Source organism: Streptomyces sp. NPDC049040 (assembly GCF_043197715.1).
GTDB lineage: Bacteria > Actinomycetota > Actinomycetes > Streptomycetales > Streptomycetaceae > Actinacidiphila.
In genome coordinates, this window is the sequence record NZ_JBICTO010000033.1 from 19,584 (window position 1) to 35,242 (window position 15,659).

At 70.3% G+C, this 15,659-nt stretch carries 14 protein-coding genes; 3 read left to right on the forward strand and 11 right to left on the reverse strand.

Annotated elements, in window-relative coordinates; translation table 11 throughout:
• Positions 1-23: 23 nt before the first annotated feature.
• A complete protein-coding gene (locus ACGFMP_RS36485; protein WP_393678308.1) occupies positions 24-737 on the reverse strand; it encodes a DUF6215 domain-containing protein in 714 nt (237 codons plus the stop codon).
• Between the two features lie 203 nt (positions 738-940).
• Here ACGFMP_RS36485 and ACGFMP_RS36490 point away from each other — a divergent pair, with 203 nt between their 5' ends.
• Complete coding sequence (locus tag ACGFMP_RS36490; protein ID WP_393678309.1) at positions 941-3,412, forward strand: SpoIIE family protein phosphatase; 2,472 nt, start codon at positions 941-943, stop codon at positions 3,410-3,412.
• Positions 3,413-3,475: 63 nt separating this feature from the next.
• Here ACGFMP_RS36490 and ACGFMP_RS36495 read toward each other — a convergent pair whose 3' ends face one another.
• From ACGFMP_RS36495 to ACGFMP_RS36515, 5 genes are all read right to left on the reverse strand, one after another.
• Positions 3,476-4,570, reverse strand: coding sequence for a polyprenyl synthetase family protein (locus ACGFMP_RS36495; RefSeq protein ID WP_393678311.1), 1,095 nt, complete (start codon positions 4,568-4,570; stop codon positions 3,476-3,478).
• Entirely contained in the window at positions 4,567-5,520 is a 954-nt protein-coding gene (locus ACGFMP_RS36500) for an aromatic prenyltransferase (protein WP_393678313.1), read from the reverse strand. The genes ACGFMP_RS36495 and ACGFMP_RS36500 overlap by 4 nt, the downstream gene beginning before the upstream one ends.
• Positions 5,521-5,641: 121 nt before the next feature.
• Positions 5,642-6,817, reverse strand: a complete 1,176-nt coding sequence (locus ACGFMP_RS36505; protein WP_393678315.1) for a 3-deoxy-7-phosphoheptulonate synthase — start codon at positions 6,815-6,817, stop codon at positions 5,642-5,644.
• Between the two features lie 59 nt (positions 6,818-6,876).
• Positions 6,877-7,365 carry a PhzA/PhzB family protein gene (locus ACGFMP_RS36510; RefSeq protein ID WP_393678317.1) on the reverse strand — a complete coding sequence of 163 codons (489 nt, stop codon included), beginning with the start codon at positions 7,363-7,365 and terminating at the stop codon, positions 6,877-6,879.
• Positions 7,366-7,413: 48 nt separating this feature from the next.
• Positions 7,414-8,481 carry a polyprenyl synthetase family protein gene (locus ACGFMP_RS36515; protein ID WP_393678318.1) on the reverse strand — a complete coding sequence of 356 codons (1,068 nt, stop codon included), beginning with the start codon at positions 8,479-8,481 and terminating at the stop codon, positions 7,414-7,416.
• Between the two features lie 500 nt (positions 8,482-8,981).
• Between ACGFMP_RS36515 and ACGFMP_RS36520 the strand changes: the two genes are divergently transcribed.
• Both ACGFMP_RS36520 and ACGFMP_RS36525 read left to right on the forward strand, forming a co-directional pair.
• Positions 8,982-9,611: a hypothetical protein gene (locus ACGFMP_RS36520; RefSeq protein WP_393678319.1), complete on the forward strand. Its 630-nt coding sequence runs from the start codon at positions 8,982-8,984 to the stop codon at positions 9,609-9,611.
• A complete protein-coding gene (locus ACGFMP_RS36525) occupies positions 9,608-9,790 on the forward strand; it encodes a hypothetical protein (protein ID WP_393678321.1) in 183 nt (60 codons plus the stop codon). Before ACGFMP_RS36520 ends, ACGFMP_RS36525 begins: the two co-directional genes overlap by 4 nt.
• Before the next feature lie 152 nt (positions 9,791-9,942).
• On the opposite strand, the gene ACGFMP_RS36530 is transcribed toward ACGFMP_RS36525, so the two are convergent.
• The 5 genes from ACGFMP_RS36530 to metK form a co-directional block, all read right to left on the reverse strand.
• A complete protein-coding gene (locus ACGFMP_RS36530; protein ID WP_393678322.1) occupies positions 9,943-10,920 on the reverse strand; it encodes a 3-oxoacyl-ACP synthase III family protein in 978 nt (325 codons plus the stop codon).
• 94 nt (positions 10,921-11,014) lie between these two features.
• A complete protein-coding gene (mvaD, locus tag ACGFMP_RS36535) occupies positions 11,015-12,067 on the reverse strand; it encodes a diphosphomevalonate decarboxylase (protein WP_393678324.1) in 1,053 nt (350 codons plus the stop codon).
• Positions 12,057-13,004: a mevalonate kinase gene (gene mvk, locus ACGFMP_RS36540; protein WP_393678329.1), complete on the reverse strand. Its 948-nt coding sequence runs from the start codon at positions 13,002-13,004 to the stop codon at positions 12,057-12,059. The genes mvaD and mvk overlap by 11 nt, the downstream gene beginning before the upstream one ends.
• A 189-nt stretch (positions 13,005-13,193) precedes the next feature.
• Positions 13,194-14,177 (reverse strand): carbohydrate kinase family protein, encoded by a 984-nt coding sequence (locus tag ACGFMP_RS36545; RefSeq protein ID WP_393678325.1) that lies wholly within the window; start codon positions 14,175-14,177, stop codon positions 13,194-13,196.
• Positions 14,178-14,296: 119 nt separating this feature from the next.
• The gene (metK, locus tag ACGFMP_RS36550; RefSeq protein WP_393678327.1) at positions 14,297-15,514 is read right to left on the reverse strand and encodes a methionine adenosyltransferase; all 1,218 of its coding nucleotides are present in this window, start codon (positions 15,512-15,514) and stop codon (positions 14,297-14,299) included.
• Positions 15,515-15,659: the final 145 nt, after the last annotated feature.

Below are 15,659 nucleotides of genomic sequence, written 5' to 3' on the forward strand. Positions count from 1 at the left end.
GTCCGAGGTCCGGCACCGGGCCGTCAGACGCCGGCGGTCCAGCCGGGGACGGTGGGGAGCACCTTCTCGGCGACGCGCAGCAGCACCGCGTCGTTCAGGAAGCCGCCGTCCGCACGCCACAGCGTCACCTCGACGGACCCGCCGCTGTCCTTCTCGTCCAGGGCCACGGAGACCGTGCGGGCCGGGACGCCCGGGCCGCTGTCGGCGTCGCCCCCGTCGAGCCGGAAGCGGATGCTGATGGTGCGGTCCGCGTAGAGGAACGCGGGACGGCCCAGGACGGTCTGCCGCCGCGCGCTGTCCCCGAAGAGCGCAGCGGACTCGGCGACCGGGAGGCCGTCGTAGCTCGCCGACAGGTTCACGGTGTAGGTGTCGAACTCGACCTGGGCCGAGGGTGTGTCGATCCGCCTGCCGCTCCCGGAGGTGAAAGCGCCGCCGCTGCCGCTGGCCGACTTGGGCTCCTCCCCCGGTGTCCCCAGCAGTTCGGCGAGGTCGGAACGGTTCAGCGCCTCGCACAGCTGTGTGCCGGAGACGTAGCCCGACGCCTTCCCCGAGTCCGCGGGCGCCGTGTCCGACGCCCCGTCGGAACACGTGGCGGGCGGCAGGGCCGCGCTCTGCGAGGAGTTCGTCTTCTGAAAGGCCCACAGACCGGCGCCGAGCGCCCCCACCAGCACCACCGCCGTGACGGCCTGCCCCCACGCCCCCGAACCCCTCGCGGACGTGCCGACTTCTTCTGCCATTTCCCCCACCTGGAGCAATCCTCCGATACGTGCCCGCGGACCGTAACCCGTGATCACCGGGGGCACAAGCGGGTATCGGCCGCCGCGCGGCGGCGGCTCCGTCCCGCGGTTGCGACGCTGTGTCGCCGGGTGCCCGCCGGATTCCCGTGAGAGGTTGCTCATGCCGGCAAGAAGGGAAAGGTCCGGAAACTGACACTCATGGGATGCCTGCGATGAACGACCCCGGGGACGTGGTGTTCGGTACGGGGCCAGGACCGGGCGAGCCGCCCGGCACCGCTGTGGCGGTCCTCGACGCCGGGGGGTCGGTCACGGGCTGGACACCCGAGGCCCGGCGGCTGCTCGGCTACGAGGCCGCGCAGGTGGTGGGGAGGCCGGCCGCCGTCCTGCTGGCGCAGCCCGAGGACGGCGCGCGCGAGGCACCCGCCGCCGCGGAGCGCTCCCGCGCCGGCGGTACCTGGTCGGGGCCGGTCGAGGTCCGGCACCGTGACGGGCGCGTCTTCCCCGTCGACCTGCGGGTCTGTCCGCTGGCCGGGCAGGGGCCCGGGGGCGGAGCCTCCTGGCTGGTGATGGCGGACGCGCGGCGCGAGACCGTCCGGGCCCGGTGGAACGCGGCGGCGGCGGAGTCGCTCCTGGTCCGTTCGCCGATCGCGGTGGCTGTCTGGGATCCGCAGCTGCGCTACATCTGGGTGAACGAGACCCTGGCCGGCGAGAACCGGATCCCGGGCGAGCGCTGGCCCGGGCACCGCATCGACGACGTGCTGCCGGGGATCGTGGACACGCCGCCGTTCGAAGCGGTGATGCGGCAGGTGCTCGCCAGCGGCGTCCCGGTCCTCGGCTACGAGTACTCCCGGCAGACCGCGGGCGACAGCCCGCACCACAAGCACACGTACTCGATCTCCTTCTACCGTGTCGACGGCGCAGGCGGCGTGCCGATGGCCATCGTCGGGATGCGGGCGGACGTCACCGCCAACCGCAGGGCACGGGCAAGGCTCGACCTGCTCAGCGAGGCAAGCACCCGTATCGGCACCACCCTGGACGTGCTGAGGACCGCTCAGGAACTGGCGGACTACGCGGTCCCCCTGCTGGCCGACTTCGTCACCGTCGACCTGTCGGAGGCCGTTCCGATCGGGGACGAACCGCTGGCCAGGCTCGAATCCGAGGACGGCCTCACCGCGGTCTTCCGGCGCGGCGGCATCGCCTCGATCCACCACGAGTCGGAGTCGCTGTGGGGGCGGGGCGAGCCGGTGTACGTCCCGCCGTCCTCGCCCTTCGTCGAGGTCCTGGCCACCGGCAGGTCCGTCCTGCAGCCGGTCCTCGACGTCTCGCCGGGCAACTGGCTCGAGGTGGATCCGGCACGGGCCCAGGTCATCCGCGACACCGGCATGCACAGCCTGATGGTCACGCCGATCCGGGCGCGCGGGGAGACCCTCGGCGTCGCGGCGTTCGTCCGCAACGACACCCCGGCGCCGTTCGAGGAGGACGATCTGCTGCTCGCCGAGGAGCTCGTCTCCCGGGCGGCCCTGAGTCTGGACAACGCCCGCCGGTACGCCGGCGAGCGGGCCGCGGCCCTGGCCCTGCAGCGCAACCTGCTGCCGCGGTACCTGGGCGGCGGGTGCACCCTGGAGATCGTCTCGCGCTACCTCCCGGCGGACGTGGCACACGGCGTGGGGGGCGACTGGTACGACGTCATCCCGCTGAGCGGTGCCAGGACCGCCCTGGTCGTCGGTGACGTGGTCGGACACGGCATCAACGCCGCGGCGACGATGGGCAGGCTGCGTACCGCGGTACGGACCCTCGCGGACATGGACCTGGACCCCGACGAGGTGCTGACGCACCTGGACCGCACGGTCGTCCAGCTCAACGACGAGGACCCGGAGGCCGCGAGCGCGGCCATCGTGCTGGGCGGCACCTGCCTCTACGCGGTCTACGACCCCATCCACCGGTGTCTGGACGTCGCGAGGGCGGGACACCCGCCGCCCCTGGTCGTCGATCCCGCGGCCGGGGTGACCTTCCCCGCCCTCCCGGCGGGCGCGCCGCTCGGCCTCGGGCTGCCCGTCTTCGAGACCTCCCGGATCGAGCTGCCGGAAGGCGGCACGGTCGTCCTGTACACCGACGGGATGGTCGAGACCCGCGACCACGACATCGACTTCGGCATCGCACGGATGGCCGCCGCCATCAGGCCGCTGGACGGCCCGCTCGAGGACCTGGCATCGGCGGTGTGCGCCACCATCACGGCCTCGGGCACGCTCTCCGACGACGCCACCTTGCTGATGGTCCGCCCCCGCTTCCTTGAGGCCGATCAGGTCGCCGCCTGGGACCTGGCGGCGGAAGCGGCCGTCGTCGGGGAGGCCAGGGCGATGGCCGCACGCCAGTTGGAGGTCTGGGGGCTGCCGCATCTGGTGCCGACCACGGAACTGATCGTCGGGGAACTCGTCACCAACGCCGTCCTGCACGGCGCCGCACCCGTCCGGCTGCGACTCATCCGGCACGCGGTGCTGGTCTGCGAGGTCTTCGACGCCGGCGGCGGCCAGCCGCGTCCGCGCAGTGCGGGTCCGGACGACGAGGGCGGCCGCGGTCTGATGCTCGTCGCCCGGTCGTGCCGGCGCTTCGGCACGCGCCGGCAGTCCGAAGGCAAGACCGTCTGGGCGGAACTGGCGCTGCCGACCGAATGCTGAGGGGCCGCCGGACGGGCCGGCGGCCACCTCGGCTCGGGCAGCGTGCCGGATCCGTCCGCCACGCTACGAGGTGCGCTGGGTCGCGCTGATCGCCATGGCGGTCAGCTGCTCCTTCGCCTGGTCGGTCGCGCTGCTCGCCCGCAGCGCCGCGAGCGCCCGGTCGGTGCGGGCCGCGATGTCGCGTTCGACGTGGTCCACCGCCCCCACGTCGGTGATGATGGCACGCATCGTGCCCAGTTCCTCCGCGGAGATCTGCGTCCCGATCTTCGCCCGGAGGAATTTCGCCGCGTCGGGGTCCTGCTCGTCCGCGTACTTGTGCGCGGCCGCGAACAGCGCGGTGCGCTTGCCCTGGACGAGGTCGTCGCCGGAGGGCTTGCCGGTCTCCTCAGGGGCGCCGAACACGCCGAGCAGGTCGTCGCGGAGCTGGAAGGCGATGCCGATGTCCCTGCCGAACGCGCGGTAGGCGTCGATGAGTCCGGCGTCCGCACCGGCCATGACGGCACCCATGTGCAGCGGGCGCTCGACCGTGTAGGAGGCCGTCTTGTACATGTCGACCAGCAGCGGCGTGTCGAGGTCCTCGTCGCCCGATGCCTCGGCGGTCAGATCGAGCAGCTGCCCGCACAGCACCTCGGTGCGCAGGGCCGACCACACCGGTGCCACCCGCTCCCGCGCCTGCACCGGCAGCCCGGACGTGCGGATCATGTCGTCGGCCCACACCTGTGCCACGTCCCCGACCAGGATCGCGGCGCCGACGCCGTACAGCTCCGGGTCGCCGGACCAGCAGCGGGCCCGGTGCCGGTCGGCGAACAGCACGTGTGCGGCGGGGTGTCCGCGGCGGGTCAGCGACGCGTCGATGACATCGTCGTGGAGCAGGCAGTACGCGTGGAAGAGCTCCAGTGCCGCGCAGGCGCGAAGGACCGCCTCTGCGGTGTCGCCTTCCTCGGCCCCGCCGGCGCCGAGCCAGCCGAGCCACGCGAAGGTCGGCCGTACACGCTTGCCGCCGCGCAGGACGTAGTCCTCCAGTTCGGCGACCGCGGCCGCGTAGGCAGGACTGATCGCTTCGGCCTCGGCTCGGCGAGGCGCGAAGAACTGCCGGAGTGCGTCCTCGACGGCGTCCACTCGCGTGGCGGCCCCGGGACGGGGTCCGGTGCTGGTCATGCTGTCCCTTCGGTGCAGGCGGACGGGAGTTCGGCTGCCTGGTCGTCGATGGAGCCGGCCTTGGGCATCGATGTCAGCCAGGGCTTGGACTGGTAGTACAGCTGGAAGGTGTAGACCTCTTCGCCGGCCGGCGTCATGGCGGCGCAGTAGAGGATGGTGTCGTGGCCGGCCCGGCGCCGTATGTCGGTCATGAACCGCTCGATCCCGGGTTCCATCGGCACCGGAAGGTCCGCCGGATCCTTCGCCATGAAGGAGAAGGCGAAGCGCTCGATCTTCGGGGAGTCCCAGCTCAAGGTGGCGTAGGCCCCGATGGCCTGCCCGCTCAACCGGAGCAGGCCCTCGCTCGGTTCGGGGAATTCCATGTCCCGGAAGATCGACCGCACGCTCTCCGGCGCGAGCGTGTCGGCGGACAGGCCGGTGAAGTGCAGGTTGACCGTACGGTGCCGGTAGTCGATCCCGAACAGGTCGATCTGCTTGCCGCCCATGCCGTGCCGGGCGAAGAAGTCGTAGTTCTCGGCCATGCTGGACGGCATGGACGGCAGGTCGAGCAGGGTGAAAAGAGGCTCCATGTCGTCAGGCGGGAATGCCGCATATATCTTCTTGAGGCCGTTCGCGGCTCCGAAGTCGATGCCGTAGAAGCACACGTCGCACCGCTCCGCGACCTCGAGGAACAGCAGGGCGACAGGATGGTCCGTGCTGTCGATCAGGCCGTACGCCAGAGCGATGACGTAGGGGTCCAGATCCCCCTTGGGGAGCTGGACGTGCCAGTCGACGTCGCTCGGCGCGCGCTTGCCCGTTCCCAACCTGCACGAGATCGGCGCGCCGGGAAGCGCCTCCCGGTAGGCGTCGAGGACCGACCTCACCGTGTCGTACGCGTATGGCACCTCGACCACCCGGGCCGACTCCTCGATGGCCGAGAGGAGTTCTTCCAACTCACCAGTCGTGGACATCTGCCCTCCGCGAGTCAGTCGGGGGTCCATACACCCCTGAGTATCGGTCAGGCGACTCGAGGTCCGGTCGAGTCGGCCACCCGGTGGAAAGCCGGTGCGGACCGCGAACCGCCCGGGCCGGTCAGCCGGTCCAGGAGGAGATCACGGACATGGCCTGTCCCGGGGTCAGGCGCGGGTCGCAGAACGAGGTGTAGCGCTCGCCCACCGAGTCCAGGTCGTCCTTCGTGGTGGCGCACTCGGTGACGTCGTCCGGTGTGGTCTCCAGGTGCAGGCCCCCGGCGACGCCGCCGGCGCCGCGTACGGCGTCCACGAAACGGGAGACCTCGAGGGAGACGGTCTCCACGATCCGCGTCTTGTAGCCGTCCGGGCTAGTGACGGTGTTGCCGTGCATGGGGTCGGTCAGCCATATGACGGGGTGGCCCGCTTCCCGCACGGCCTCCACGAGGCGCGGCAGCCGGTCGGCGACCGCGTCGGCGCCCATCCGTGCGATGAGGGTGAGCTTGCCCGGGTCCCGCCAGGCGTCGAGCCGCTCGCACAGGGCGACCAGCTCGTCGGGCTCCATGGTGGGGCCGACCTTGCACGCCACCGGGTTGCTCACCTGGGAGAGCAGGGCGACATGGGCGCCGTCGAGCTGGCGGGTGCGCTCGCCTATCCAGGGCCAGTGGGTGGAGCCGAGGAAGAGCCGGCCCTGCTCGTCGATGCGGAGCATGGGGATCTCGTAGTCGAGGAGCAGCGCCTCATGGCTCGTCCACACCAGGGGTTCCACGACGTCGCGTCCCGCGGCGCGGGCGCGCCAGCCCAGGTGGTCGATGATGTCGCTCGCGGCCATGTAGCCGATGAGGATGCGCAGCGGGTCGGCCCGCCGGCTCTCCGGGTCGGGTTCCGGGCCGTTGACCATGTGCCCGCGGAAGGAGGGGAGTACGAGGCCGTCGACCTCTTCCGTGACCGTGGACCGGGGCTTGGCGAACTGCCCCGCGATGCGTCCGGCGCGCAGTACGGGCTTGCCGGTGATCAGGCCGAGCGAACCGGCGAGCAGGTCGAGCACGGCGGCCTTGCGTGCGACGTCGCGCGGCGTGCACTCCTGCGGATCCTCGGCGCAGTCGCCCGACTGCACCACCATGGCCTCACCGAGCGCCACCTTGCCGAGCAGGGTCCGCATCGTGGCCACGTCGTCGGGCCGTACCAGGGTGGGGCGTGCGGCGAGTTCCGCTCCGACCCTGTCCACTTGGAGAAGGTCGCCCCACTCGGGCTGCTGTAACGCCCCTCGGACACGAATCTCCCGTATGACGTCTTTCACGACGTCCTCCATGACTACTCCGATCCAGCGGTGATGTCGTGCCTGTCAGGTGCCACCTGTCAGGTGGGTATTCCCGTGCGCTTGATCTCCGGGACCGGAATGCCGAGCGACCGCAGCTGCTCGAACGGGTTCATGAACTCACGCTGCCGCTTGACCTTCCCGTTCTCCATCTCGAAGGAGTGCAGGAAGTGGTTTTCGTAATAACCCTCGGGGTAGTCGCCGAAGCAGATCTTCCCGTGCCCGTCGCACTCCACCCAGAAGCGGTTGGGGTCCTGGGTCTCGAAGATCTCGACGTTGTACCACTCCCAGTCGGGGAAGCACTTGAGCGACCAGACGGCGTGCTCGGCGAGGCGGTCCCGGCCCTTGGTGACGACAGGGGCCCCGGTGTCGGTGGTCCACAGACCGCCGACGCCGTCCTCGGTGAACAGCTCGTGCCGGCGCAGCCGGTCCTGGCCCAAGGTCTTCATGTACTTCTCGACCGTGGCGCGGTTGAGGCGCCGCAGCTCCGCGTCGGCGGCGGATTCCTGCGAGGTGAAGCTTTCGGACACAATGACTCCCTTGTTATCGCTGAGAAAAAAACCGGGCCCTGTCCCGTGTCAGGCGTTCCGGTAGGCGACCCGCCTTGCCATGTCCTTGAGTTCGTCGCGCCACACCGGGGCGATGGGCGCGTCGGTGATGGCCTTGCAACCCCGGTCGACGAGGCCCGCGATGTGCTCCTCGACGTCGTCGGGGACGCGGGCGTCCACCAGGTGGCGGCGCACCTCGTCGGGGGTGTGCCCCGGCTCCGTGATCAGGGTGCGGATGGAATCGTCCCGCTGCATCGCCCAGCCCAGCAGGAGGGTCATCTTGTGCTGGGTGAAGTCGAGGCCCGCCGGCTTGCCGGTGGCGGCGGTGTCCCCGAACGCGTCGAGCAGGTCGTCCCGGAGCTGGAACGCCTCGCCCACCGCCTCGCCGTACTCGGCGAAGGCGGACGCCAGGTCGGCACGTCCGGCCGCGCCGGCGCCCACGACCAGGGGCCGGTGGATGGTGTATCGGCCGGACTTGATCAGTGCGATCAGCCGGGACGTCCTGGGGTCGACGGAGAACTCGGCGGCGGCCCGGACGTCCATGTACTGGCCGATCACCACCTCGGAGCGCAGCTTGGCCCACTCGCGGAAGGCGGTCGCGGGGGCCTCCGACATCAACTCCTCCGCATAGCCGAGCGCGAGGTCGCCCACCAGGACGCCCACGCTCTCGCCGAACCGGCGCGACTCGCCCTGCCAGCCGCGCTCGCCATGCAGCTCGGCGTGCTTCGCGTGGACGGTGGGCAGCCCGCGCCGCCGGCTGGAGTCGTCCATGATGTCGTCGTGGATGAGGAGCGAGGCGTGCAGCATCTCCAGGGCCGCGCCCGCTGCCACGATCCCGGGATCGTCGGGGTCACCGCCGGCGGCGAGGTGGCCGGCGATGCAGAAGGCGGGCCGGATGCGCTTGCCGCCCGAGGCGATCAGCTCGGACAGTTCGTCGATGAGGACGACGGCGCGGTCGTCCACGCCCGCCCACTCGGCGCGCTCGGCCGACAGCAGGGAGGCCAGCCGGTGTTCCACGCGCTGCAGCAGGTCGGCGCTGGTACGGCGCGCGAGCTCGGCCGTCTCCTGGTCGGCGCCGGTGATCACGTCCGGAGTCACAGGTATCTCCTTGGTTGGGTGTGCGGACATCGAGGCACGAGCAATGGGGGGCGGCTCAGCCGGCGGTGCGGCCTCGGCCCGTCGCGGGCCTGACCTCAGGAAACCTCATCGTCATGGGAAGATTCTCGAGTTCCCCTTTAGGGACGATCGACTGCGAATGGTGGACGTTGACACCCTGATCTGCCCCGTGGAAGCCTCCTTGTGCACCCATAGTTTCACGTCTGGGCAGCATCAGGGGGTATGGAAGGCACATGGGCGCTGTATCCGCTGAACACTCAAGGCCTTGTGATCACCAGACCGGATTCGAATCCGGACCGAAATTCACAGGACCGTCGGCTCACAGTCGAGCGGCGTTCTTTCGGTGATATCGGGAGGGGATCAGGCCATACCGTCTTCCCTTGCCCAGGGGCCATCGATCCGACCATGACTCGCAATCATCATGGGAAATTCATGTGACCCGTGATGGCTGCAGAGCGAGCCACCCTCGTGAAGGAGCTTGAATGGAGTTTCACATATGCCCCAGAAGCCATCCCAGGGAACTACGCGCGTCCACCGGGTCCGTCCTCTGCGCCTCGTGCATCCGGCAGTTGGAGGTTGACCTCCGGGCGTTGCCCGGCCTGTACCAGGAAAGCCTGCATCAGGTGACGCCCGTGTCCAGGCGGATGAACCAGACCAGGGTGTCGGGAAGCCGCAACAGGGACCAGCTCAACACGTCGGTGCTCGACGCCCGGCACAATGTACTGAGCGTTCTGGACTCGTGGTCGGCATTCGTCGCCGAGAAGCTCAGGATCGATCCCCCGACGCGCTCGGTTCCGCACTTGGCGCGCTTCCTGCTGCTGCACCACGAATGGCTCGGGGCACAGTTGCCTGCCGCCGATTTCGCGGACGAGGTGGACGGTCTCAGGCTGGAGATGTTACGCACGATCGACCCGGCACCGAGCGAACACCGCGTGCCGGGCAGAGCGTGCGTCGTGGACAACTGCACGGGAACGATCAACGACTCGTCGCAGCGCACGGGGAACGCGGCGAGGAGAAGCATCCAGTGCTCCTCGGGGCACTCCTGGGAAATGCACGAATGGATCACCCTGCGGCCGCTGATGGAGCGGAAGCGGAAAGTCATCAGCGCATGACGAAACCACCACGGCACCGGCTGGTGCCCACGAACGTGGCCGCTCTCGCCGCGGGTGTGACCGAGGCGACGATCCGCAAGTGGGTGAGCCGGGGGAAGATCACCCGGTACGGCACACCGGGCCGGTCGGAGTTCGACATAGACGAGCTCACGGAGATCGCGATGCGGCGACAACAGTGACACCGCGGCCGCCCGTCGCGGTGTCAGCCTCCGCGGAGGCCGGCGGCCCGATGGGCACCGCCGGCCGGAACACCTCGGTCGGCCGGGCGTCGGCAGGACAGCCGATGCCCGGCCGACCGTCGGCGTGCGGTGCCGCGGTCAGGCGGTGTTTCCTACCACTCGACCAGGGCGAAGCCCGCTGACATGCCGCCGCCGAAGCCGGCCATGAGGATCAGTTCCCCACGCTGGAAGGCACCGGATCTGGCGGCCTCGTCCAGGGTGATCGGGATGGACGCGGCCCCGGTGTTGCCGTAGCGCTCCAGCGTCAGATGCATGGTGCAGCGCGGCAGCGCCATCTGCTCGAAGACCGTCTCCAGCATCACCCCGTTGGCCTGGTGCGGCACGAAGTGCGCGATGTCGTCGGGGACGACGCCCGCCTCGTGCAGGAACTGCTTCGTCAGCGGCGGCAGCCGGTCCTCCACGAACCGGCGCACCCCCCGCCCGTCCATCGCGAAGTACTGCAGGCCGGCCCCGAGGACGTCCCCGTCCACCGGCAGCCGGCTGCCGCCCCCGGGCACCTCGATCAGGCCGGAAAGGTCACCGAAGGTGTGCAGCGCGGTGTGCCGCAGACGTGCACCACCGCCGCCGGGGCCCAGGACCATGGCACCCGCGCCGTCGCCGAACAGCACGACCGTCCTGCGGTCGGCCGGGTCCAGGATGCGCGAGTACACATCGGCCCCGATGACCAGCGCGTGACCACCCCGCCGCGCCAGCACCCCCTCGGCAGCCGAGAGCGCGAACACCTCGCCCGAGCACACCGCGTTGACATCGAAGGCGGCCGCGTCGGCCGCCCCCAGCAGATGCTGCACATACGCGGCGGTGGGCGGCTGCGGCCGGTCCGGCGTGGACGTGGCGACCACGATCACCGACAGCTCCCCGGCCGTGATCCCCGCCGACTCCAGCGCCGCCCGACCAGCGGCCGCCGCCAGATCCGACGTCGCCTCCTCCTCAGCCGCCCACCGACGCTGCCTGATCGCGGTCTTGCGGAAGATCCAGGCGTCATCGACCCCGGCCGCCGCCCCGACCTCGTCATTGGAGACAACTCGATCCGGCACACGGGCACCGGTTCCGAGAATCCCGATTTCGGTCATCGTCTGCCTCCCCTCACATGGTCGTGACAATGGTCTGTGTGCTGCACTGCGGACTGCGCGGTGAACCGGCCGAGCGACGCTCTGCCCCTGGTGGTCATCGGTCGTCCTCTGGCAGGAGATAAGCACCCCGGCCGGGACGCGCGATATGGACCGCACCATCCCCGACAACCTCACGAACGCTCTTCGCGACCTGCTCCGCATCAACCTGACGACACAACACCTTCACATTCGGCCCGGCGTCCATCGTCGCGTAAGCCAACACACCATCCCGCCGCAACTGCCCCACACAATCCAGAACCGTCAACGACGCCGGCGACATATAACGAACCCCAGGCCGAGCCGCCAACATCGTCGCATGCATACCCAACGCATTACGCTCCGCGATCTCACCCACCACCTCGAGATCACCCGCCACCAACGCAGCACGCATCTCGACCAGATCCACCGCACTCGACGCCGCCCACGGCCCATACAACGGCGACGTGGCCACCGTCCGCCGCATCGCCACCCGCGACGACACCGCCTTCGGACCCCCATCCACCACCGCAACCACCAACGCAGGATCCATCTCAGCCGCAACCACCGGCTCGGCAAACGACCCCAGATCCGCCTCCACCAACGAACCCGACCCCGCATGCCACACCACGAACCCACCAAAAACCGAACGCGACGCCGACCCCGAACCCCGCCTCGCCAAACGCGACAACCCCCGGGCATCAACCTCCAACCCGAACGCCCCCACAGCAGCCAAAGCCAACGCCGCAAACCCACTCGCCGACGACGCCAAACCCGCACCCGTCGGCACCGTATTCACCGAATCCACCACAACACGCTCAGACGACCCAGCCAACCCACGCACCAGATCCACAAACCCACAAACCCGCCCCAACACCTCACCAGAAGCAGGCACACCATTCAAACGCACCACATCCCCGACCGCCCCCGGCACCACACACACCGAAGTCGTCGTCGGAAAAATGTCCAACGTCAACGACAAACTGTCCACCCGCGGCAGGACCAACCCCTCATCCCGCTTACCCCAATACTTCACCAACGCAATATTCGGATGCGCAACAGCCCGCACACCACCCACGGCACTCCCCCGTCGGGACTCCGTCACGACACCCACCCCGTCCTCAGCACGCATCGGCGGCGGACCCCCTCAGCGGAACGACCCAGCAGCGCACGGCGCCAGCCTCGCGCAGCCGGCCGACCACCTCGCCGGCCCGAGCCGACTCCGCAAGAGCGATCGCGCAACCGCCGAGGCCGCCACCGGTGATCTTCGCCCCCGCACTGCCCGCACTCAACGCGGCATTCACCAGGGTGTCGATCCCGTCCGTGCTCAGCCCCGCGTCGCGCAGCAACTCGTGATATTCCGTCAACGTCTTGCCCAGCTCGTCGAACCGGCCGCCGGCCAGGGCGCTCCTGGCATCCTCCGTCAGCCGCTCCGCGCAGCCGACGAACCGGTCCAGGGCCCCCGCCTCGCGGTCGAACCCCGCACGGAGCAATCCCACCGCGTCCTTCGTCCGGCCCACCACACCGCTGTCCGCGACGATGAAGACCCCCTCGCAACCGACAGTCAGCTCCTCGACCACACCGCCCCTGAACCACAGCGGACCCCGCGCACCCACCGCCCGCGCGTCGACCCCGCTCGGCCGGCCGTGCGCCACCCGCTCGGCGGTCTGCACCAGCTCGAAGACCACGTCCTCGGAGATGTCCACGTCGAACAGGTCTGCCAGCCCGAGCACCACGGCACGCGCGAAAGCGGCACTCGAACCGAGCCCCCGGCCATGCGGCACCCGGCCCTCGATCACCACGTCGAGATTCGGCACAGAGGCGCCCGCGCCGGTCACCGACACGAATGCCTCGACCAGTTGCCGCAAACCCTCGGAGTCGCGACCCGTCATCGACCACGACGGCGAACCGGCCACCGTGAACGTCACCCCGCCCTCGTCGCGCGACGACGGCCGCACCATGGCCGAGACCACCAGCTCCGGCACGGGAACCGCCACGGCCGGAGCCCCGTACACCACCGCGTGCTCACCCAGCACGATGGCCTTCGCGTGAGCACGGCCCACACCCATCACGCCCACACGGCTCCCCGACACACCCCCGACCGAGCCCACCGAAGACCGCACCACCACACCCAGCTCCTCTCAGCTTTCAGCCGTGAAAACACCGACAGCACACAGACCGCGGTCAGGACAAGAACGGAAGGACCGCACCCGCGGACACGCGCGGACCCGCCGCGTGCCCGGTACGCGGCCGTGAGCTCACGGCATCCCGGCCAGCCGCGGCTCGACCGTGCGGGCCGCCTCGTCGCCGTAGGTGTCGCCGATGCGGGCGATCAGGTCGGAGGCGAGCAGCTTGTACTCCTGGGTGCCGACCGACTCCAGCACGGTGGTGGCCAGGGCGCAGCCGAACCGGGCCGACTGCTCGTGCGGCCACTGCCACGCCAGGCCCGCGAGGAAGCCGGCCCTGAAGGCGTCGCCGGCGCCCGTGGGGTCGGCGATGCGCTCGGTGGGCACAGCGGGGACGCGCAGCCGGGGGGCACCCGCGCGGGCCAGTGACACCCCCTCCGCGCCCAGGGTGACGATCCAGGTTCCGATCCGGCCGAGGAGCTCGTCCTCGCTCCAGCCGGTGCGGTCGAGGAGCAGCGCGGCCTCGTACTCGTTGGTGAACAGCCAGGTCGCCTTGTCGACCAGCCGGCGGGCCTGCTCCCGGTCGAGGCGGGCCAGCTGCTGGGAGGGGTCGGCCGCGACGGGGACGCCGAGGCGGTGGGCGGTCGCCGTGTGCCGCAGCATGGCCGCGGGGTCGTCGGCGCCCACCAGGACCACCGCAGGCCGGCCGGCGCCCTCCGCGACCTCGGCGAGGTCGATGAGAACGGCCTCGGCCATGGCGCCCGCGTAGAAGGTGGCGATCTGGTTCTGGTCCTCGTCGGTGGTGCACACGAACCGCGCGGTGTGCAGGCGCTTGCTGACCCGTACCGCGGACGTGTCGACGCCGTTGTCCCGCAGCCAGCTGCCGTATTCGGCGAAGTCCATGCCCGCGGCTCCGACGAGTACCGGGTCAAGGCCCAGCAGCCCGAGGCCGAAGGCGATGTTGGCGGCGACGCCACCGCGGCGCACGTCCAACCGGTCGGCGAGGAAGGACAGGGAGACCCGTTCCAGCTGCTCCTTGATCAGCTGTTCGGCGAAGCGTCCGGGAAACACCATCAGGTGGTCGGTGGCGATCGATCCGGTCACGGCGATACGCACGGGAAGTGCTCCTTGAACCTCGGGGCGGGAGGATCCGGCCGGTATCAGGGAGGGACGACTCGGTTGGGGGCGCAGCGGCGGGGGCGGCCCTGGGGACCGCCCTCCGCCGGGCTGCGCCGTCAGCCCGCCTTGACCGCCTGGAGCAGTGCCTCGGCGCGGTCGGTGCGCTCCCACGTGAAGTCAGGCAGCTCGCGGCCGAAGTGGCCGTAGGCGGCGGTCTGCGTGTAGATCGGCCGCAGCAGGTCGAGGTCCCGGATGATCGCGGCCGGGCGCAGGTCGAAGACCTGGCCGATGGCCTCCTCGATCTTCTCGACGGCGACCGTGTGGGTGCCGAAGGTCTCCACGAACATGCCGACGGGCTCGGCCTTGCCGATGGCGTAGGCCACCTGGACCTCGCAGCGGGCGGCGAGCCCGGCGGCGACGACGTTCTTGGCGACCCAGCGCATCGCGTACGCGGCGGAGCGGTCCACCTTGGACGGGTCCTTGCCGGAGAAGGCACCGCCGCCGTGGCGGGCCATGCCGCCGTAGGTGTCGATGATGATCTTCCGGCCGGTCAGGCCCGCGTCACCCATCGGGCCGCCGATCTCGAACCGGCCGGTGGGGTTGACCAGCAGGCGGTAGCCGTCGGTCTCCAGCTTGATGCCGTCCTCGGCGAGCTTCCCGAGGACGTGCTCGACGACGTACTCGCGGATGTCGGGGGTGAGCAGGGTGTCGAGGTCGATGTCGGAGGCGTGCTGCGAGGAGACCACGACGGTGTCGAGCCGGACCGGGCGGCTGCCCGCGTACTCGATGGTGACCTGCGTCTTGCCGTCCGGGCGCAGGTAAGGGACCGTGCCGTTCTTGCGGACCTGCGTCAGGCGGTACGAGAGGCGGTGGGCCAGTTCGATCGGCAGCGGCATCAAGGTGGGGGTCTCGTCGGACGCGTAGCCGAACATCAGGCCCTGGTCGCCCGCGCCCTGCTTGTCGAGCTCGTCGTCGGCGGCGGCGCCCTCGACCCGCTTCTCGTAGGCGGTGTCCACGCCCTGGGCGATGTCGGGGGACTGCGCGCCGATGGACACCGAGACACCGCAGGAGGCGCCGTCGAAGCCCTTCTTGGACGAGTCGTAGCCGATGTCGAGGATCTTGTTGCGCACCAGGGTGGCGATGTCCGCGTACGCGGCCGTCGTCACCTCGCCGGCGATGTGCACCTGGCCGGTGGTGATCAGGGTTTCGACGGCGACGCGGGAGGCCGGGTCCTGGGCCAGCAGCGCGTCGAGGACGGTGTCGCTGATCTGGTCGGCGATCTTGTCCGGGTGGCCCTCGGTCACGGATTCCGAGGTGAACAGGCGGCGAGACATGACACTCCAAGACATGAGTGGGTGGACACATGACAGCGCTTCGACGACACCTCAGTCGATGGTCTGGGGGACGTCGTCGGCCCAGGTGCCGAGTGCCATCTCGGCGGTGATGCCGGGCCCGAAGCCCGCGATCAGCCCCGTCGCG